This window comes from Streptomyces sp. CBMA29, from assembly GCF_014596445.1.
Classification (GTDB): domain Bacteria; phylum Actinomycetota; class Actinomycetes; order Streptomycetales; family Streptomycetaceae; genus Actinacidiphila.
This window is the reverse complement of record NZ_MECL01000035.1, coordinates 57,378-76,780: the sequence shown is the minus strand read 5'-3', so window position 1 is coordinate 76,780 and position 19,403 is coordinate 57,378. Positions and strand designations below refer to the sequence as shown.

Here is a 19,403-nt window from a genome sequence, read left to right as displayed (position 1 = left end):
GATCAGGGCCTGGCCCCGCGTCGGAAGCCGCGGAGCCGTAGGGCCGTGTGTCCCGCGTCCAGGAAATCCGCGCTCACCCGAAAGGGTGAGCGTCAGTCGCGCGGCACCCGGACCAGACCCTCCTGGATCACCGAGACGGCGAGCCGCCCGTCGCGGGTGTAGATCCGGGCGGTGCCGAGGCCGCGACCGCCGGAGGCGGACGGGCTCTGCTGGTCGTAGAGCAGCCATTCGTCGGCACGGAAGGGCCGGTGGAACCACATGGCGTGGTCCAGGCTCGCGCCGACCACGTCGCCGACGGTCCAGCCGCCGCGGCCGTGGGCGAGCAGGACCGAGTCGAGCAGCGTCATGTCCGACACATAGGTGGCGAGGCAGACGTGGAGCAGCGGGTCGTCGGCGAGTTTGCCGCGGGCGCGGAACCAGACCTGGGAGCGCGGTTCGCGGATGACACCCGCGGTGAGGAACGGCGGGTCCTCGACGTAGCGCAGGTCGACGGCAGCGCGGGTTTCCAGTATCCGGTCGACCACGGTGGGGTCGGGGAACCGCGCGGCGTGTACGGGCAGCATCTCCTCGGCCGTCGGCAGGGTCTCCGGGTCGGGCGCGTACGGCATCGGCTCCTGGTGCTCCAGGCCCTCCTCGTGAACCTGGAAGGACGCCGAGAGGTGGAAGATCGGCTGACCGTGCTGGATAGCGACGACCCGACGAGTGGTGAAGGAGCGGCCGTCGCGGATCCGGTCGACCTGGTAGACGATCGGCACACTGGGGTCGCCGGGCCGCAGGAAATAGGCGTGCAGCGAGTGCGCGCCTCGGTCCCCGGGCACCGTGCGGCCCGCGGCGACCAGGGCCTGTGCGGCGACCTGGCCGCCGAAGACCCGGGGCACCACGGCCGACCGGCTGACACCGCGGAAGATGTCCCGCTCGATCCGCTCCAGGTCGAGCAGATCGAGCAGGGACTGGAGCGGATCCTGGGAGTCGTTCACGGGTCCTTCGGCATTCACGCGTCCGCCGGCTTTCTCACGGATGGGTCTCCGGTCACAGGCCCATCGACTTGGCGATGATGGACTTCATGACCTCGCTGGTGCCGCCGTAGATCCGGTTGACGCGGTTGTCGGCGTACAGGCGGGCGATCGGGTACTCGTTCATGTAGCCGTAGCCGCCGTGGAGCTGGAGGCAGCGGTCGATGACGCGAGCGGCGACCTCGGTGCAGAAGAGCTTGGCGGAGGCGGCGTCCGCGCCGGACAGTTCCTTCTTGTCGTGCGCTTCGAGGGCGCGGTCGACGACGGCCTGCGCGGCGTCCACCTCGGCCTTGCAGGCGGCCAGTTCGAACTTGGTGTTCTGGAAGGACGCGACGGTCTGGCCGAAGACGGTCCGGTCCTGGACGTACGCCTGGGCGAAGCGGATCGCGGCGGCGGCCTGGGAGTACGCGCCGACGGCGATGCCCAATCGCTCCTGCGGAAGATTCTGTCCGAGGTAGGAGAAGCCCTTGCCCGCCTCGCCGAGCAGGTCCTCGAGCGGGACCTTGACGTCGGAGAAGGAGAGTTCCGCGGTGTCGGAGGTGCGCAGGCCGAGCTTGTCCAGCTTGCGGCCGACCGCGTATCCGTCGGCCTTGGTGTCCACGACGAACAGGGAGATGCCCGCGCGGCGGTCCTCGGGCGTGGCGGGGGCGGTGCGGGCGCAGACGATGACGCGGTCGGCGTGGACGCCGCCGGTGATGAAGGTCTTGGCGCCGTTGAGCACGTAATGCGTGCCGTCGGCGGAGAGCTTGGCGGTCGTCTTCATGCCCGCGAGGTCGGAGCCGGTGCCGGGTTCTGTCATGGCGATGGCGAACATCGTCTCGCCGCTGACGAAGCCGGGCAGCCAGCGCTTCTTCTGCTCGTCGGTGGCGTAGGCCATCACGTAGGGCAGGCAGAGGCCGACGTGGACCCCGCTGCCGCCGAAGCTGACGCCCGCGCGGGCGCACTCCTCGCTGATGACGGCCTGGAATTTGAAGCTGTGCTCGCCCGCGCCGCCGAACTCCTCGGGCACCTCGATGCCGAAGACGCCCAGCTCGCCGAGCTTGTAGTAGAAGTCGCGCGGGACCAGGCCCGCCGCCAGCCACTCGTCGTGGACGGGGACGACCTCGGCCTCGATGAAGGCACGTATCGTCTCGCGGAACGCTTCGTGGTCCTCGTTGAACACCGTACGACGCACAGCGCGCCTCCCATCCGCGACCGGGTCCGCTGCCGGGGCGATCGACAATCGAGCATTAAGCAAGCGCTCAGTAAGTTACCCGCCAGTCGGCCGTGCTGTCCAGACCGTCCAGTGCCTCCAGCGCCCCGAGGGCCAGCCGGTGCAGCAGGGCCGCCATCGCGGCCTTGCCGGGCAGTCCGCCGCGCTCGCCGAGGTGCGGGGTGGAGTTGAGCAGACCGAAGACGGCGTGCACGGCCGCGCGCACCTCCAGCTCGGTGGCGCCCGGATGCACCAGCCGCACCACCGCGACCCACTCCTCGACGTACTGCCGCTGGAGCTGGCGGACCAGCTTGCGGTCGGAGTCGCGCAGCCGGTCCAGCTCACGGTCGTGCAGGGTGATCAGCGGCCGGTCGTCGATCGCGAAGTCGATATGGCCGCGGACCAGCGCGTCCAGCGCCTCCACGGGCCCGGTCGCCTCGGCCACCCGCATCTTGCCCGCGGTCAGCAGCCGGCCGCTGATGCCCACCAGCAGCTCGGCGAGCATGGCGTCCTTGCCCGCGAAATGCCGGTAGAGACCCGGGCCGCTGATGCCGACCGCGGCGCCTATCTCGTCGACACCGACCCCGTGGAAGCCGCGCTCGGCGAAGAGCCGGGCGGCCTCTCGGAGAATCTGCTCGCGACGGTTCTCCGCCGTCTTCGTCGGGTTCATGAGATCGAGTCTAGACAACCGAGTTAGCGAGCGTTAACGTGGAGTCATCACGTTAACGCTCGCTAACATCCGGGGGGTCGAATCATGGCAGCACCAGCACTGTCACCAGTCCTGTCCAGCGCCGCAGATCCGGCGTCGGAGGCGTATCAGGCCAATGCGCAGGCTCATGCCGCGTTGACCGCGGACCTGCGCGACAAGCTGGCCGCCGCGCGGCTCGGCGGCGGCGAGAGATCTCGCGCCCGCCACACCGCGCGCGGAAAACTGCTGCCCAGAGACCGGGTGGACGGGCTGCTCGACCCCGGCTCGCCCTTCCTGGAGCTGGCGCCGCTGGCCGCGGACGGGATGTACGACGGGCAGGCACCGGCCGCCGGGGTGATCGCCGGGATCGGCCGGGTCGCGGGGCGTGAGGTCGTGGTCGTCGCCAATGACGCCACGGTCAAGGGCGGCACCTATTACCCGATGACGGTCAAGAAGCACCTGCGCGCCCAGGAGATCGCCCTGGACAACCGGCTGCCGTGCGTCTATCTGGTCGACTCCGGCGGCGCGTTCCTCCCCCGGCAGGACGAGGTCTTCCCCGACCGCGACCACTTCGGCCGGATCTTCTACAACCAGGCCACCATGTCGGCGCGCGGCATCCCGCAGATCGCCGCCGTCATGGGCTCGTGCACCGCGGGCGGCGCCTACGTCCCGGCGATGAGCGACGAGGCGGTGATCGTACGGAATCAGGGCACGATCTTCCTCGGCGGTCCGCCGCTGGTGAAGGCCGCCACCGGCGAGGTCGTCACCGCGGAGGAACTGGGCGGCGGCGAGGTGCACTCCCGTGTCTCCGGCGTCACCGACCACCTCGCCGAGGACGACGCCCACGCGCTGGACATCGTCCGCGACATCGTCGCCACCCTGCCCGCGCGCGGCGCGCCGCCGTGGACGGTACGGCCCGCGGAGCCGCCGGCCGTGGACCCGGCCGGGCTGACCGGCGCGGTGCCGGTCGACTCCCGCACCCCGTACGACGTCCGCGAGGTCATCGCGCGACTGGTGGACGGCAGCCGCTTCGCCGAGTTCAAGGCGGAGTACGGCACCACGCTGGTCACCGGCTTCGCCCACATCCAGGGCCACCCGGTCGGCATCGTGGCCAACAACGGCATCCTGTTCGCCGAATCCGCCCTCAAGGGCGCGCACTTCATCGAACTGTGCGACCAGCGCGGCATCCCGCTGCTGTTCCTCCAGAACATCTCCGGCTTCATGGTCGGCCGCCAGTACGAGGCGGGCGGCATCGCCAAGCACGGCGCGAAGATGGTCACGGCGGTCGCCTGCGCGCGCGTGCCCAAGCTGACCGTGGTGATCGGCGGCTCCTACGGCGCGGGCAACTACTCGATGTGCGGCCGGGCGTACAGCCCGCGCTTCCTGTGGATGTGGCCGAACGCCAAGATCTCGGTGATGGGCGGCGAGCAGGCCGCGTCCGTGCTGGCCACCGTCAAGCGCGACCAGCTCGCCGCGGCGGGCGAGAAGTGGAGCGAGGAGGCGGAGGAGGCGTTCAAGGCCCCGGTCCGCGAGCAGTACGAGACCCAGGGCAACGCCTACTACGCCACCGCCAGGCTCTGGGACGACGGTGTGATCGACCCGCTGGAGACCCGTACCGTCCTCGGCCTGGCCCTCACCGCCTGCGCCAACGCCCCCCTTCCGACCGCCGATCCGGGCGCGCCCGGCTACGGCGTCTTCCGGATGTGAGGGGCGTGCCGACCATGAACACCGCAACCGCCGGGAGCGCGAGCCCCATGTTCGACACCGTCCTGGTCGCCAACCGCGGCGAGATCGCCGTCCGCGTGCTGCGGACCCTGCGGGAGCTGGGCGTCCGCTCGGCCGCCGTCTTCACCGACGCCGACGCCGACGCCCGGCACGTACGCGAGGCGGACACCGCGGTACGGATCGAGAACTACCTGTCGGCCGCCGAGCAGGTACGGGCGGCCGTCGAGGCGGGCGCCCAGGCGGTCCACCCCGGATACGGCTTCCTGGCGGAGAACGCGGCCTTCGCCCGCGCCTGCGCCGAGGCCGGCCTGGTCTTCATCGGACCGCCCGCCGAGGCCATCGAGCTGATGGGCGACAAGATCCGGGCCAAGGAGACCGTACGGGCCGCGGGCGTCCCGGTCGTGCCCGGTAGCACGGGCAGCGGACTCACCGATGCCCAACTGGCCGACGCGGCACGGGAGATCGGCCTGCCGGTGCTGCTCAAGCCCTCGGCGGGCGGCGGCGGCAAAGGCATGCGGCTGGTGCGGGACGAGGCTCTGCTGGCCGAGGAGATCGCGGCGGCCAGGCGCGAGGCGCGCGGCTCCTTCGGCGACGACACGCTGCTGGTGGAGCGGTGGATCGACCGGCCGCGGCACATCGAGATCCAGGTGCTGGCCGACGGCCACGGCTCGGTGGTGCACCTCGGCGAGCGCGAGTGCTCGCTGCAACGACGGCACCAGAAGGTGATCGAGGAGGCCCCCTCGGTCCTGCTCGACGAGGCGACCCGGCAGGCGATGGGCGAGGCCGCGGTGCAGGCCGCCCGCTCCTGCGGCTACACCGGAGCGGGCACGGTGGAGTTCATCGTCCCCGGCGCCGACCGCGGCGCGTACTTCTTCATGGAGATGAACACCCGCCTCCAGGTGGAGCACCCGGTGACGGAGCTGGTCACCGGGCTCGACCTGGTTGAGTGGCAGCTCCGGGTGGCCTGCGGCGAACGGCTCGGCTTCGGACAGCGGGACATCGCCATGACCGGCCACGCCATAGAGGCGCGGATCTGCGCGGAGACCGCCAGAGCGGGCGACGGCCGGGTGGACTTCCTGCCGTCCGCGGGCACTGTCGTGGCGCTGGCCGAACCGACCGGCCCCGGGGTGCGGGTGGATTCGGGTCTCGCGGTCGGCACGGAGGTGGGCACCGCCTACGACCCGATGCTGGCCAAGGTGATCGCGTACGGCCCCGACCGGGCCACCGCGCTGCGGCGGCTGCGGGCCGCGCTGGCGGACACCGTCGTGCTGGGCCTGGACACCAACACCGGTTTCCTGCGCAGGCTGCTGGCCCACCCGGCGGTGGTCGCGGGCGAGCTGGACACCGGGCTGATCGACCGGGACGCCGCCGAACTGCTGCTGCCCGGTGTGCCGGACGAGGTGTACGCGGCGGCGGCGCTGCTGCGGCAGGCCGCGCTGGCCCCGGCGCCGGACGCGGGCGGCTGGACCGACCCGTTCTCGGTGCCGAGCGGCTGGCGGCTGGGCGGCGAGGCGGCCTGGACGGTGCACCACCTGCGGGTTCCCGGCCGGGAGCCGGTGACGGTACGGGTCCGCGACGGCCTGGTGCGGATCGGCGAAGGACCGTCCACGGCGGCCCGGTTGACGCTGGACGGACCGCGCGCGCTGCTGCACCGCGAGGGCATGGTGACCGCCTTCCGGCACGCGGGCGAGTGGCTGGGACGGGACGGTGACGGCTGGTGGGTGCGGGCGTACGACCCGGTGGCCGCGGCCCTGCGCGGCGCCGCGGGCGGGGGCGGGGGCGGCGCGCTGACCGCGCCGATGCCCGGCACGGTCACGGTGGTGAAGGTCGGCAAGGGGGACGAGGTCGTGGCGGGTCAGAGCATGCTGGTGGTGGAGGCGATGAAGATGGAGCACGTGATCACCGCCCCGCACGACGGGACGGTGTCCGAGATCGACGTCACCGCGGGCAGCACCGTGACGATGGACCAGGTGCTGGCGGTGGTCACCCCGTCGGCCGCGCAGGACGCGGCCGAGGCGGCCGAGGCAACCGAGGCGGCAACACCCGCGACAGCCGCCGGAACAGCACCCGAGCCGCCCGTCGGACCGACCGCCGCGCAGACCACCGCACCCGCCGCCGCGCAGACATCCGCGCAGACCACCGCACCGGCTTCCGCGCCGACTACTGGGGAGGCGTCATGAGCGCCGCCGGCCGGAGCCCGGCCGCGTCCGGGACACCCACCGACGGCGCCGCGAGTACGACGACGGACGCGACGGGCGGCGCGCTGCCCGCCGGGCTGCCGATGGCCGTTCCCGCGGCCGGGCTGCCAACGGCCGTGCGAATCCACGAGGTCGGCGCGCGGGACGGATTGCAGAACGAGAAGGCGACCGTGCCGACCGCCGTGAAGGCGGAGTTCGTGCACCGGCTCGCCGCCGCCGGGCTCGGCACGATCGAGGCGACCAGCTTCGTCCACCCCAAGTGGGTGCCCCAACTGGCCGACGCGGCCGAGCTGATGCCGCTGCTCGCGGACCTGGAACCGGCGGTGCGGCTGCCGGTGCTGGTGCCGAACGAGCGGGGTCTGGAGCGGGCGCTGGACCTGGGCGTCCGGGAGATCGCGGTCTTCGGCAGCGCCACCGAGTCCTTCGCCCGCGCCAACCTCAACCGGACGGTGGAGGAGTCGCTGGCGATGTTCGCCCCGGTGGTAACCAGGGCCAGGGAGGCGGGCGCCACCGTCCGCGGCTACCTGTCGATGTGCTTCGGCGACCCCTGGGAGGGCCCGGTCCCGATCGGGCAGGTCGCAGCCGCGGCCCGGCGGCTGTACGAGCTGGGCTGCACCGAACTGAGCCTCGGCGACACGATCGGGGTGGCCACGCCCGGCCATGTCACAGCGCTGCTGGACGAACTGACCGGCGGCTCCACCCACAACACCGTCCCGGTCGACAAGCTGGCCGTGCACTTCCATGACACCTACGGCCAGGCGCTGTCCAACACGCTGGCCGCGCTCCAGCGGGGCGTCACCGTCGTGGACGCCTCCGCGGGCGGCCTCGGCGGCTGCCCGTACGCGAAGAGCGCCACCGGAAACCTCGCCACCGAAGACCTCGTCTGGATGCTGCACGGCCTCGGCATCCGCACCGGGGTCGATCTGGACCGCCTCAGCGCCACAAGCGTGTGGATGGCGGAGCACCTGGGACGGCCGAGCCCGTCCCGTACCGTCCGCGCCCTGACCCACCAGGAGCAGTAGCCATGTCGATCGACCACCGTCTGTCCGCCGAGTACGAGGAATTGCGCGCCACGGTCGCGGAGTTCGCCAAGGACGTGATCGCGCCGAAGATCGGCGAGTTCTACGAGCAGCAGGAGTTCCCGTACGAGATCGTGCGGGAGATGGGGCGGATGGGCCTGTTCGGGCTGCCGTTCCCTGAGGAGTACGGCGGGATGGGCGGTGACTACTTCGCGCTGTGCATCGCACTGGAGGAGCTGGCCCGCGTGGACTCCTCGGTGGCGATCACCCTGGAGGCCGGGGTGTCGCTGGGCGCGATGCCGGTGTTCAGGTTCGGCACCGAGGAGCAGAAGCGCACCTGGCTGCCGAAGCTCTGCTCGGGCGAGATGCTGGGCGCGTTCGGGCTGACGGAGCCGGAGTGCGGCTCCGACGCGGGCGGCACCCGTACCACCGCGCGGCTGGACGAGGCGACCGACGAGTGGGTGATCAACGGCACCAAGTGCTTCATCACCAACTCGGGCACCGACATCACCGGACTGGTCACGGTGACGGCGGTGACCGGCCGCAAGGACGACGGCAGGCCGCGGATCTCCTCGATCATCGTGCCGTCGGGGACGCCCGGCTTCACGGTGTCGAAGAAGTACAGCAAGGTCGGGTGGAACGCGTCGGACACCCGTGAGCTGTCCTTCGCCGACTGCCGGGTGCCCGCGGCGAATCTGCTGGGCGAGGAGGGCCGGGGCTACGCGCAGTTCCTGCGCATCCTGGACGAGGGGCGGATCGCGATCTCGGCGCTGTCCACCGGTCTGGCGCAGGGCTGTGTGGACGAGTCGCTGTCGTACGCCAAGACCCGGCACGCCTTCGGGCGTCCGATCGGTGACAACCAGGCGATCCAGTTCAAGATCGCGGACATGGAGATGCGGGCCCACACCGCGCGGCTGGCGTGGCGGGACGCGGCGTCGCGGCTGGTGCACGGCGACGAGTTCAAGAAGGAGGCGGCGCTGGCCAAGCTCTACTCCTCCGAGATCGCGGTCACCAACGCCCGTGAGGCCACACAGATCCACGGCGGCTACGGCTTCATGAACGAATATCCGGTGGCCCGTATGTGGCGGGACTCCAAGATCCTGGAGATCGGCGAGGGCACCAGCGAGGTGCAGCGCATGCTGATCGCACGGGAGTTGGGGCTGACGGGCTAGAACGCCGGTCTCCGGGGAAGAGTGATCCCTGAGACAGGTGGGGCGCATGATCGTTGAAGCGGTGAGTTAGGTTAGGCTAACCTAACTCAGCCGCTCAACGAGAGGTCCGCCCATGCGCTCACACCTGCTCAACGACACCACGACGGAGCACTATCTGCGCTCCGTCACCCAGGGAGTCGAGCGGGTGGCGGCCACCCTCGCCGCGACCGACCGGCCTTTCACCGGCATCACCCCGGAAGCCCTCGCGCCCCGGATCGACGCGATCGACCTCGCCCAGCCGCTCGGCGACACCGCCGCCGCGCTGGACGAACTCGAAGCCGTCTATCTGCGCGACGCCGTCTACTTCCACCACCCCCGCTACCTCGCGCACCTCAACTGCCCGGTCGTCATACCGGCCGTCGCCGCCGAGGCCGTGCTCAGCGCCGTCAACTCCTCTCTCGACACCTGGGACCAGAGCGCCGGCGCCACCCTCATCGAGCGCCGCCTGATCGACTGGACGGCCGAGCGCGCGGGCCTGGGTCCGACGGCTGACGGCGTCTTCACCAGCGGCGGCACCCAGTCCAACCTCCAGGCGCTGCTGCTCGCCCGCGAGGAAGCCGTCACCCGCGGCGCCGCCTCCTCCCGGCTGCGCATCCTCGCCTCCGAGTGCGGCCACTTCAGCGTCCAGAAGTCCGCGAAACTGCTCGGACTCGGCGCCGACGCCGTCATCGCGGTCCCCTGTGACCAGAACAAGCGGATGCAGAGCCTCGCGCTCGCCCGCGAGTTGGACCGCTGCGCCCGCGAGGGCCTGACCCCGATGGCCGTCGTCGCCACCGCGGGCACCACCGACTTCGGCTCCATCGACCCGCTGCCCGCCGTCGCCGACCTGTGCGAACGCCACGGCGTGTGGCTGCACGTGGACGCCGCGTACGGCTGCGGCCTGCTGGTCTCCCCCACCCGCCGCCACCTGCTCGACGGCATCGAGCGCGCCGACTCGGTGACCGTCGACTACCACAAGTCCTTCTTCCAGCCGGTCAGTTCGAGCGCCCTCCTGGTCCGCGACCGCACCACACTGCGGCACGCCACGTACTACGCCGACTACCTCAACCCGCGCCGCACCACCACCGAGCGCATCCCGAACCAGGTGGACAAGTCGCTCCAGACCACACGGCGGTTCGACGCCCTCAAGCTGTGGATGACGCTGCGCGTGATGGGCGCCGACGGCGTCGGCGAACTCTTCGACGAGGTCGTGGACCTGGCCGCCGAGGGCTGGAAGCTGCTCGACGCCGACCCGCGCTTCGAAGTGGCCGCCCCGCCGACCCTGTCCACGCTGGTCTTCCGCTGGATCCCGGCCGCCGTCACCAGCCCGGCGCTGATCGACCGCGCCAACCTGCACGCCCGCAAGGCGCTGTTCGCCTCGGGCGAGGCCGTCGTGGCGGGCACGAAGGTACGCGGCAGCCACTACCTGAAATTCACCCTGCTCAACCCGCGCACCACACCCGCCGACATCGCCACCGTCCTCGACCTGCTCGCCGAGCACGCGGACCAGTACCTGGGAGACGCACTTGTCCACGCCTCGTGACCCGGACGCCGTACCCGAAGTCGCATCCGAACCCGCCGCGCCGGAACCGGAGTTCGACTTCATCGCGATCGGCCTCGGCCCGTTCAATCTGGGCCTGGCCTGCCTGACCGAGCCGATCGACGACCTCAACGGCCTCTTCCTGGAGGCCAAACCGGACTTCGACTGGCACTCCGGCATGTTCCTGGAGGGCAGCACCCTCCAGACGCCGTTCATGTCGGACCTGGTGACCCTCGCCGACCCCACGTCGCCCTTCAGCTTCCTCAACTACCTCAAGGAATCGGGGCGGTTGTACTCCTTCTACATACGCGAGAGCTTCTATCCGCTGCGCGAGGAGTACAACGACTACTGCCGCTGGGCCGCCGCCCGCATCCCGTCGATCCGCTTCGGACAGACGGTCACCGAGGTGACCTACGAGGGCGGCGGAACGTACGACGGCACGCACGAGGGCACGCGCGGCGGGACCTACGTCGTACGGACCGCGAGCGGCGCGGCGCACCGTACGCGCCGACTCGTCCTCGGCACCGGCACACCGCCGTACGTCCCCGCAGCCTGCGAAGGGCTCGGCGGCGACCTCATCCACAACTCCCGCTATCTGGCGGCCAAGAGCGACCTCCAGCGCAAGCGCAGCATCACGGTCGTCGGCAGCGGGCAGAGCGCCGCCGAGATCTACCACGACCTGCTCCAGGACATCGACGCGCACGGTTACGCGCTGAACTGGGTGACCCGCTCGCCGCGCTTCTTCCCGCTCGAATACACCAAGCTCACGCTGGAAATGACGTCGCCCGAATACGTCGACTACTTCCATTCCCTGCCGTCCCCGGTGCGCGACACGCTCAACGTCTCGCAGAAGAACCTCTACAAGGGGATCAATTCGGAGCTGATCAACGACATCTTCGACCTGCTCTATCTGAAGAACCGGCGCGGCAAGGTCCCGACCCGGCTGCTCACCAACACCTCGCTCGACAGCGCGCGGTACGACGCCGACAGCGGCACGTACACCCTCGGGCTGTGCCAGCGCGAGCAGGGCAGGGAGTTCACGATCGACACCGAGGGCCTCGTCCTCGCCACCGGCTACCGCTACCAGACGCCGGAATTCCTCGCCCCCGTCCGGGACCGCATCCGCTGGGACGAGCAGGACCGTTACGACGTCACCCGCGATTACGCCATCGACGTCACCGAGCGCGCGATCTACGTGCAGAACGCCGAACTGCACACGCACGGCTTCGTCTCCCCCGACCTCGGCATGGCCGCCTACCGCAACTCCCGCATCATCCGGGAGCTGCTGGGCCGCGAGCACTACCGCGTGGAAAAGGCCATCGCCTTCCAGGAGTTCACCGCATGAGCAGCACAAGCAGCACGAACGCCGCGACCAACACGAACAGTACGAGCACAGACCTCGACTTCACCTTCCGCCCGGTCGACCCGCTCGCCGACGCCGACCTGTTGCACACCTGGGTGACGCACCCGAAAGCCGGTTTCTGGCTGATGGGCGACGCGAGCCGTTACGACGTCGAGCGCGCGTACACCGAGATCGCGCAGGCCCCGTACGAGGCGGCGTTCCTCGGCTGCCGGGACGGACGGCCCGCCTTCCTGATGGAACGGTACGACCCCGCGCGGGTCGAACTCGTCGGGCTCTACCCGGCGCGGCCCGGTGACGTCGGCATGCACTTCCTGGTCGCGCCCTGCGACACCCCCGTGCACGGCTTCACCCGCGCGGTGATCAGGGCCGTCATGTCCGAACTCTTCGCCGATCCCGCGACCCGCAGAGTGATCGTGGAGCCCGACGTCCGCAACACGGCGGTGCACGTGCTCAACGAGACGGTCGGCTTCGAGATCGTTGAGGAGATCAAGAAGCCGGAGAAGGACGCCTTCTTGAGCATCTGCACCCGCGAGCGCTTCGAGGCCACGCGATGACCGACGTCGACCACCTCACCCCGGCGCTGTGGGAGCGGGCCACCCGCCACCTGGTGGCCAAGGCCCTCGCCGAATTCGCCCACGAACGGCTGCTCACCCCGGAGCCCTCAAGTCAGGACGGCCACGACGGCCACGACAGCTACCTCGTCCGCAGCGACGACGGCGCCACGACGTACCGTTTCGCCGCCCGCCGCCTGGCCCTCGACCACTGGCAGATCGACCCGGCGAGCATCACCCGCCACCGGCAGGCGGCCGAACTCCCCCTCGACGCGCTCGACTTCATCACCGAGCTGCGCACCACCCTCGCCATCAGCGACAGCGTCCTGCCGGTCTACCTGGAGGAGATCAGCGCGACCCTCTCCGCCGCCGCCTTCAGACGCGCCGCCCACGACCGCACGCCGGTGAGTGCGGCGGAGCTGACCCGCGCCGGATTCCAGGCCATCGAGACCGGGATGACCGAGGGCCACCCCTGCTTCGTCGCCAACAGCGGGCGGCTCGGCTTCGGCACGGACGACCATCTGCGGTACGCGCCCGAGGCCGCTTCCCCCGTCCGGCTGATCTGGCTGGCCGCGCGCCGCGACCGCACCACCTTCAGCGCGGGCGCGGGCATCGACTACGAGGACTTCCTCACCGCCGAGCTGGGCAGGGAACAGCTCCAGCGCTTCGCCGCCGCGCTGACCGGCCGGGGCCTCGACCCGGCCGCGTATCTGCTGATCCCGGTCCACCCCTGGCAGTGGTGGAACAAGCTCTCGGTCACCTTCGCGGGCGAGGTCGCCCGGCAGCACCTGGTCTGCCTCGGCCCCGGCGACGACGCGTATCTGGCGCAGCAGTCGGTCCGTACGTTCTTCAACACCACCGTCCCGACCAGGCACTATGTGAAGACGGCGCTGTCCGTCCTCAACATGGGTTTTATGCGCGGCCTGTCCGCCGCGTACATGGCGGCCACCCCGGCGATCAACGACTGGCTCGCCGAGCTGATCACCGCCGACCCCACCTTCGCCGCGGCCCGCTTCTCGATCATCCGCGAGCGCGCGGCGATCGGTTACCACCACCGGCAGTACGAGGCGGCCACCGCGTACGGCTCCCCGTACCGGAAGATGCTGGCCGCGCTGTGGCGGGAGAGCCCGGTCGCGGACCTGGAGCCGGGCCACCGCCTGGCCACGATGGCGTCGCTGCTGCACACCGACGGCGCGGGCACCTCCTTCGCGGGCGCCCTCATCGCCCGCTCCGGCCTGCCCGCCGAGACCTGGCTGCGGCGCTACCTGGACGCGTATCTCGTCCCGGTGCTGCACAGCCTCTACGCCTACGGGCTGGCCTTCATGCCGCACGGCGAGAACGTGATCCTGGTGCTGGACGAGACCGGGGCGGTGCGGCGGGCGGTGTTCAAGGACATCGCGGAGGAGATCGTGATCATGGACCCGGAGACGCCGCTGCCGCCCGAGGTGGAGCGGATCAGGGCCGAGGTCCCGGAGGACGAGCGGGTGCTCGCCGTCTTCACCGATGTCTTCGACTGCTTCTTCCGCTTCCTGAGCGCGATCCTCCACACCGGGAAGATCCTGGACGAAACGGTGTTCTGGCGGACGGTCGCCGAATGCGTCGCCGACTACCAGGCCGCCCATCCCGACCTCGCCGAACGGTTCAAGCGGTACGACCTCTTCGCGCCGGAATTCACCCTGTCCTGCCTCAACCGGCTCCAGCTCCGTGACAACCAGCAGATGATCGACCTCGCCGACCCGTCGGCCGCCCTCCAGTTCGCGGGCACCCTCCCCAACCCCCTCGCAGCCCACCGCCCACGTCCGTAACGGCCGAATTTTCACCCCCTTGGCCGCTTTCCCTGCCCGAAATCGGGCAGGAATCTTGCAAAGCGCAGATGATCACATCAGTATCGACGGGTGCTCGAACGCCGGACGTCCTACGAGGACCTGATCGACCACCTGGTGCGCTCCACGCCGCTGCACCGCGGCGAGGCGAGCCGGGTGGTGCTGGACGTGCTGGCGTACTTCGACGAGACGACCGAGGAGTTCGTCCGCAGGAGACACCGCGAGCTCCAGGCGAAGGGCCTGGTCAACGCGGACATCTTCGAGCGGATCGCCGAGGAGCTGCCGCACCGCGCGGTGGCCCCCTCGGCCCTCTCGCAGCGTCAGCTCCGCCGCATCGTCTACGGCTGAGCGGCCGAGCGGCTGAGCGGTCGAGCGCCGAGCGGCCCGGCCGCAGAGCACCGTCGGCCACCGGGACAGGGCACCCGGGGGCCGAAAAGAACAGAACACGGACAGACACAGGGACGAGGGACGACCATATGTGCGGAATCGTCGGATACATCGGCAGGCGTGACGTGGCACCGCTGCTCCTCGAAGGGCTACAGCGGCTGGAGTACCGGGGTTACGACTCCGCGGGCGTCGTGATCACCGGAAAGTCCGGCGAGCTGAGGACCGTGAAGGCCAAGGGCCGGGTGCGCGAGCTGGAAGCCCGCATCCCCAAGCGCTTCGCGGGCACCACCGGCATCGCGCACACCCGCTGGGCCACCCACGGCGCCCCGAGCGACCACAACGCGCACCCGCACCTCGACGGGGACAGCAAGGTCGCGATCGTCCACAACGGGATCATCGACAACGCGTCCGAGCTACGCGCCAAGCTCTCCGCCGACGGCGTCACCTTCGCCTCGGAGACCGACACCGAGGTCCTGGCCCACCTGATCGGCCGCGCCCAGGCGGAGACCCTGGAGGAGAAGGTCCGCGAGGCGCTGCGCTCGGTCGAGGGCACCTACGGCCTCGCCGTCCTGCACCGCGACTTCGCCGACCGTATCGTCGTGGCCCGCAACGGCTCCCCCGTCGTTCTCGGCATCGGCGAGAAGGAGATGTTCGTCGCCTCCGACGTCGCCGCGCTCGTCGCCCACACCCGCCAGGTCGTCACGTTGCAGGACGGCGAGATGGCCACCCTCAAGGCCGACGACTTCCGCACGTACACCACCGAGGGCTCGCTGACCACGGCGACGCCGACCACCGTGGAGTGGGAGGCCGAGTCGTACGACATGGGCGGCCACGACACGTACATGCACAAGGAGATCTCCGAGCAGGCGGAGGCGGTCGACCGCGTGCTGCGCGGCCGGATCGACGACAGGTTCTCCACCGTGCACCTGGGCGGTCTGAACCTGGAGCCGGGCGAGGCCCGCCGGGTGCGCCGGATCAAGATCCTCGGCTGCGGCACCAGTTACCACGCGGGGCAGATCGGCGCCGGGCTGATCGAGGAGCTGGCCCGTATCCCCGCGGACGCCGAGCCCGCCTCCGAATTCCGCTACCGCAACCCGGTGGTCGACCCCGACACCCTCTATGTCGCGGTCTCCCAGTCCGGCGAGACGTACGACGTGCTGGCCGCCGTCCAGGAGCTCAAGCGCAAGGGCGCGCGGGTGCTGGGCGTGGTCAACGTGGTCGGCTCGGCCATCGCCCGCGAGGCGGACGGCGGCACCTATGTGCACGCGGGCCCCGAGGTCTGCGTCGTGTCCACCAAGTGCTTCACCAACACCGTGGTCGCCTTCGCGCTGCTCGCCCTGCACCTGGGCCGGATCCGCGACCTGTCGGTGGCCGACGGCAAGCGGATCATCGAGGGCCTGCGCCGGCTGCCCGGCCAGATCGACGAGATCCTGAAGACCGAGCCGGAGATCAAGGCGCTGGCCAGGCGGTACGCGGACGCCAAGTCGATGCTGTTCATCGGGCGGGTACGCGGCTGCCCGGTGGCCCGCGAGGCGTCGCTGAAGCTCAAGGAGGTCTCGTACATCCACGCGGAGGCGTACCCGGCCTCGGAGCTGAAGCACGGGCCGCTGGCCCTGATCGACCCGTCCATGCCGACGGTCGCGATCGTGCCGGACGACGACCTGCTGGAGAAGAACCGGGCGGCGCTGGAGGAGATCAAGGCCCGCAGCGGGCGCATCCTCGCGGTCGCGCACCAGCCGCAGGAGAAGGCCGACGACACCATCGTCGTACCGAAGAACGAGAACGAGCTGGACCCGATCCTGATGGGCATCCCGCTCCAGCTCTTCGCGTACCACACGGCCCTCGCGCTGGGCCGGGACATCGACAAGCCGCGTAACCTGGCGAAGTCCGTGACCGTCGAGTAGCCGAGCGGCCGAGCACTCGGGCAGCCGAGCACTCGTCCGGTCACGCATACAGCGGAGCCCCGCGCCAGCCCGGCGAGGGGCTCCGTCCGATACAGGGCGATCCCGCACGAGACAATCCCGCACGAGACAATCCCGCACAGAACGATCTGCTACGGAATGACCACCACGGGCCGCTGCGCCCGCCGCGCGAGCCGCCCGGCGACCGAGCCGAAGATCCGGCCGACCAGGCCGTGCGTACCGCCCACCACGATGGCGTCGGCCTCGTACTCCCGGCCGACCTCCTCCAACTCGTGGCAGATGTCGCCGCCGCGCTCCACCAACACCCAGGAGATCTCGGCGAGATGGTCCGCGCAGGCCAGTTCGAGGCCGAGGACTTCGGTGCGGTGGTCGGGCACGTCCACGAAGACCGGTGGTTCGCAGCCCGCCCACACGGTGGCCGGAAGCCGGTTGGCGACATGCACGATGATCAGCGCGGAGTGCGTCCTGCGCGCCATGCCGACCGCGTAGGACAGGGCGCGCTCGCTGGAGAGGGAACCGTCGAAGCCCACCACGACCCCGTGCCGGAAGGCAGGATCGCAGGCGTGCCGCAGCGCTGGGGCCTGCTCGGGCAGCGCCGCCGACTCGGCGAGCGGCCTGCCGTCGGCGGGCTCGGGAAACTCATGACCGGCCATGATGCGGATTCTCGGCGAGGGCGGCGCTGACGCGCCGAGCGGCGGACAAGGACGGTGCGCGCGGGGCGGGCCGCCGGAACCAGCCGGTTTCGGCCAGTTCGCCACTTCCCGTCCCACTGACTCCAGAGTACGGCCGTGGAGACCGCCTGCACAGGCTTGCCGGGGCTCCACAGCCCTGTCGTACCCGGCAGGTACCCGGAGTTTCCGGAAGAATGCCGGAGCCGGGCCCAGAGTGCAACGCCATCACGCCAACCGGCGGCACGGTTCAGCGCACCGGCGCACCGTGGGGGCGCATCGGGATCACCCGTCCGTGGCTCTTCCGGAACGCGTCGGAACCCCGCCGGAGGGACGTCGGACCGATGGACAGAACGCCTCCGGCGCACGTGAACGACGTGTTCGGGCTCCGGCAGGCGCGCGGGTCGGCCGCGCGCTGTGCACCGCTCCCCGCACGCGGTGGGCGCACCACCCGGCGCCCTTTACGCACACCGGCCCGCCGAACGACGTTTTTCGGCCAACTTCTCTTCCCTGCGCGCCGATTGGGCTTCCGGATCATTAACACCCCCACCACCTGCGGTTCTACGATGCCCGAAGACGCGGAGGGGGCGTTTGGTGGCCCGTGTGGCGGGAGGCGTACTTCCCAGCGGGCTCAGCGAGTGAAACGCTTCGTGATCGAATGCTTTACGCCACGTTGTCTTGTCGACTTAGCGTCAGATGGTGAACTAGTCACTAACGCCCCACCTGACACAGTAGATTTGATCATGGGTGGCCTCATGGGGGAAAACATGCAGGACCGAGGGGACGACGCGTCGATTCGAGGGGGGCTTGAGCTCCATGAGCCAGGAGTCCAGTTCCGTTACGGCGGTGGACAGGACGGACAGTCCGTCGCAGGCACCATCCGCATCGCCTCGCGCCATTCGTAAACTTTCCGCGCGACGCCGACCGGAAGTCGTCGCCGTGCTGCTCTTCAGCGGCGGACCGATCTTCGAGAGCTCCATACCGCTCTCGGTCTTCGGCATAGACCGGCAGGACGCGGGCGTGCCCCGCTACCGGCTGCTGGTCTGCGCCGGGGAGGACGGCCCGCTGCGCACCACCGGCGGACTCGAACTGACCGCGCCCTACGGCCTGGAGGCACTCTCCAGGGCCGGCACGGTCGTCGTGCCCACCTGGCGCTCGATCTCCCAGGCGCCGCCGCCCGAGGCGCTGGACGCGATCCGCCGCGCCCACGAAGAGGGCGCCCGGATCATCGGACTGTGCACCGGCGCCTTCGTGCTGGCCGCCGCCGGGCTGCTGGACGGCCGCCCGGCCACCACGCACTGGATGTACGCGCCCACGCTCGCCAAACGGTATCCCTCGGTGCACGTGGACCCCAGGGAACTGTTCGTGGACGACGGTGACGTCCTCACCTCCGCGGGGACCGCCGCCGGGATCGACCTGTGCCTGCACGTGGTGCGCACCGACCACGGCGGCGAGGCCGCGGCCGCGCTGGCCAGACGCCTGGTCGTACCGCCCCGCCGGGCGGACTGGCAGACCGGTCAGCGACACCTCGACCGGTCTTTACCCGAGGAGATCGGCGCCGACCCGCTGGCCGAGGTCGTCGCCTGGGCGCTGGAGCATCTTCACGAGCAGTTCGACGTCGAGGCGCTGGCCGCGCGCGCGTACATGAGCCGTCGGACGTTCGACCGGCGGTTCCGCTCGCTCACCGGCAGCGCGCCGTTGCAGTGGCTGATCACCCAACGGGTGCTCCAGGCGCAGCGGCTGCTGGAGACGTCGGACTACTCGGTCGACGAGGTGGCGGGCCGCTGCGGCTTCCGCTCGCCCGTCGCGCTGCGCGGGCACTTCCGGCGGCAGCTCGGCTCCTCCCCCGCGTCCTACCGGGCGGCCTACCGCGCCCGCAGGCCGCAGGACGAGCCGGACCGCACACCGCCCGCACCCGACCTGCCGCCGCCCCGGCGCGGCCCGGTCTCCCAGATCCTGGCCGCGCCCGGCAAGACGGACAGTGACGCCTACGTCGCCGCCCGTGTGCCCGAGCAGCCCGGCAGCAGGGCCGAGGCGGCCGAGAGCGCGTCCCGGGGGCGGCTGCGCGCCTCACGCAGCCTGGGCGCCGCACTGCCCGGCTCGCGGGATCGCCCCGTAGGGTGA

At 70.7% G+C, this 19,403-nt stretch carries 15 protein-coding genes; 11 read left to right on the top strand and 4 right to left on the bottom strand.

The window, feature by feature from the left end:
- Window positions 1–92: 92 nt before the first annotated feature.
- The 3 genes from BGM09_RS05715 to BGM09_RS05705 all read right to left on the bottom strand — a co-directional run bounded on the left by BGM09_RS05715 (window position 93) and on the right by BGM09_RS05705 (window position 2,875).
- On the bottom strand, window positions 93–977 hold the full coding sequence (locus BGM09_RS05715) for an acyl-CoA thioesterase (protein ID WP_188280303.1): 885 nt from the start codon (window positions 975–977) through the stop codon (window positions 93–95).
- A 52-nt stretch (window positions 978–1,029) separates the two neighbouring features.
- Window positions 1,030–2,187, bottom strand: a complete 1,158-nt coding sequence (locus tag BGM09_RS05710) for an acyl-CoA dehydrogenase family protein (RefSeq protein WP_188280302.1) — start codon at window positions 2,185–2,187, stop codon at window positions 1,030–1,032.
- A gap of 67 nt (window positions 2,188–2,254) precedes the next feature.
- Entirely contained in the window at window positions 2,255–2,875 is a 621-nt protein-coding gene (locus tag BGM09_RS05705; protein ID WP_188280301.1) for a TetR/AcrR family transcriptional regulator, read from the bottom strand.
- 84 nt (window positions 2,876–2,959) lie between these two features.
- On the opposite strand from BGM09_RS05705, the gene BGM09_RS05700 reads away from it, so the two are divergent.
- The 10 genes from BGM09_RS05700 to glmS all read left to right on the top strand — a co-directional run bounded on the left by BGM09_RS05700 (window position 2,960) and on the right by glmS (window position 16,593).
- The gene (locus BGM09_RS05700; protein WP_188280300.1) at window positions 2,960–4,600 is read left to right on the top strand and encodes a carboxyl transferase domain-containing protein; all 1,641 of its coding nucleotides are present in this window, start codon (window positions 2,960–2,962) and stop codon (window positions 4,598–4,600) included.
- A 47-nt stretch (window positions 4,601–4,647) separates the two neighbouring features.
- The gene (locus tag BGM09_RS05695) at window positions 4,648–6,798 is read left to right on the top strand and encodes an acetyl/propionyl/methylcrotonyl-CoA carboxylase subunit alpha (protein ID WP_188280369.1); all 2,151 of its coding nucleotides are present in this window, start codon (window positions 4,648–4,650) and stop codon (window positions 6,796–6,798) included.
- A gap of 101 nt (window positions 6,799–6,899) precedes the next feature.
- Window positions 6,900–7,838: a hydroxymethylglutaryl-CoA lyase gene (locus tag BGM09_RS05690; RefSeq protein WP_223186378.1), complete on the top strand. Its 939-nt coding sequence runs from the start codon at window positions 6,900–6,902 to the stop codon at window positions 7,836–7,838.
- Between the two features lie 8 nt (window positions 7,839–7,846).
- Window positions 7,847–9,007 carry an acyl-CoA dehydrogenase family protein gene (locus tag BGM09_RS05685; protein ID WP_188280368.1) on the top strand — a complete coding sequence of 387 codons (1,161 nt, stop codon included), beginning with the start codon at window positions 7,847–7,849 and terminating at the stop codon, window positions 9,005–9,007.
- Window positions 9,008–9,119: 112 nt separating this feature from the next.
- Window positions 9,120–10,568 (top strand): pyridoxal phosphate-dependent decarboxylase family protein, encoded by a 1,449-nt coding sequence (locus BGM09_RS05680; protein ID WP_188280298.1) that lies wholly within the window; start codon window positions 9,120–9,122, stop codon window positions 10,566–10,568.
- Window positions 10,552–11,910: a lysine N(6)-hydroxylase/L-ornithine N(5)-oxygenase family protein gene (locus BGM09_RS05675; RefSeq protein ID WP_188280297.1), complete on the top strand. Its 1,359-nt coding sequence runs from the start codon at window positions 10,552–10,554 to the stop codon at window positions 11,908–11,910. The genes BGM09_RS05680 and BGM09_RS05675 overlap by 17 nt, the downstream gene beginning before the upstream one ends.
- The gene (locus BGM09_RS05670; RefSeq protein ID WP_188280296.1) at window positions 11,907–12,482 is read left to right on the top strand and encodes a GNAT family N-acetyltransferase; all 576 of its coding nucleotides are present in this window, start codon (window positions 11,907–11,909) and stop codon (window positions 12,480–12,482) included. The genes BGM09_RS05675 and BGM09_RS05670 overlap by 4 nt, the downstream gene beginning before the upstream one ends.
- Window positions 12,479–14,284, top strand: a complete 1,806-nt coding sequence (locus BGM09_RS05665) for an IucA/IucC family protein (RefSeq protein WP_188280295.1) — start codon at window positions 12,479–12,481, stop codon at window positions 14,282–14,284. Before BGM09_RS05670 ends, BGM09_RS05665 begins: the two co-directional genes overlap by 4 nt.
- 90 nt (window positions 14,285–14,374) lie before the next feature.
- Window positions 14,375–14,650, top strand: a complete 276-nt coding sequence (locus BGM09_RS05660) for a hypothetical protein (protein WP_188280294.1) — start codon at window positions 14,375–14,377, stop codon at window positions 14,648–14,650.
- Between the two features lie 128 nt (window positions 14,651–14,778).
- Window positions 14,779–16,593: a glutamine--fructose-6-phosphate transaminase (isomerizing) gene (gene glmS, locus BGM09_RS05655; RefSeq protein ID WP_188280293.1), complete on the top strand. Its 1,815-nt coding sequence runs from the start codon at window positions 14,779–14,781 to the stop codon at window positions 16,591–16,593.
- Window positions 16,594–16,742: 149 nt separating this feature from the next.
- Here the strand turns inward: glmS and BGM09_RS05650 are convergent, their stop codons facing one another.
- Window positions 16,743–17,264, bottom strand: coding sequence for a universal stress protein (locus BGM09_RS05650; RefSeq protein ID WP_188280292.1), 522 nt, complete (start codon window positions 17,262–17,264; stop codon window positions 16,743–16,745).
- An 831-nt stretch (window positions 17,265–18,095) separates the two neighbouring features.
- Here BGM09_RS05650 and BGM09_RS05645 point away from each other — a divergent pair.
- Entirely contained in the window at window positions 18,096–19,403 is a 1,308-nt protein-coding gene (locus BGM09_RS05645) for a helix-turn-helix domain-containing protein (protein ID WP_223186361.1), read from the top strand.

Coding starts and splice junctions, on each gene's coding strand:
- BGM09_RS05705 (WP_188280301.1), bottom strand. CDS start 2,875: ATGAACCCGACGAAGACGGCGGAGAACCGTCGCGAGCAGATTCTCCGA.
- BGM09_RS05700 (WP_188280300.1), top strand. CDS start 2,960: ATGGCAGCACCAGCACTGTCACCAGTCCTGTCCAGCGCCGCAGATCCG.
- BGM09_RS05695 (WP_188280369.1), top strand. CDS start 4,648: ATGTTCGACACCGTCCTGGTCGCCAACCGCGGCGAGATCGCCGTCCGC.
- BGM09_RS05690 (WP_223186378.1), top strand. CDS start 6,900: ATGGCCGTTCCCGCGGCCGGGCTGCCAACGGCCGTGCGAATCCACGAG.
- BGM09_RS05680 (WP_188280298.1), top strand. CDS start 9,120: ATGCGCTCACACCTGCTCAACGACACCACGACGGAGCACTATCTGCGC.
- BGM09_RS05670 (WP_188280296.1), top strand. CDS start 11,907: ATGAGCAGCACAAGCAGCACGAACGCCGCGACCAACACGAACAGTACG.
- BGM09_RS05665 (WP_188280295.1), top strand. CDS start 12,479: ATGACCGACGTCGACCACCTCACCCCGGCGCTGTGGGAGCGGGCCACC.
- glmS (WP_188280293.1), top strand. CDS start 14,779: ATGTGCGGAATCGTCGGATACATCGGCAGGCGTGACGTGGCACCGCTG.
- BGM09_RS05650 (WP_188280292.1), bottom strand. CDS start 17,264: ATGGCCGGTCATGAGTTTCCCGAGCCCGCCGACGGCAGGCCGCTCGCC.
- BGM09_RS05645 (WP_223186361.1), top strand. CDS start 18,096: ATGAGCCAGGAGTCCAGTTCCGTTACGGCGGTGGACAGGACGGACAGT.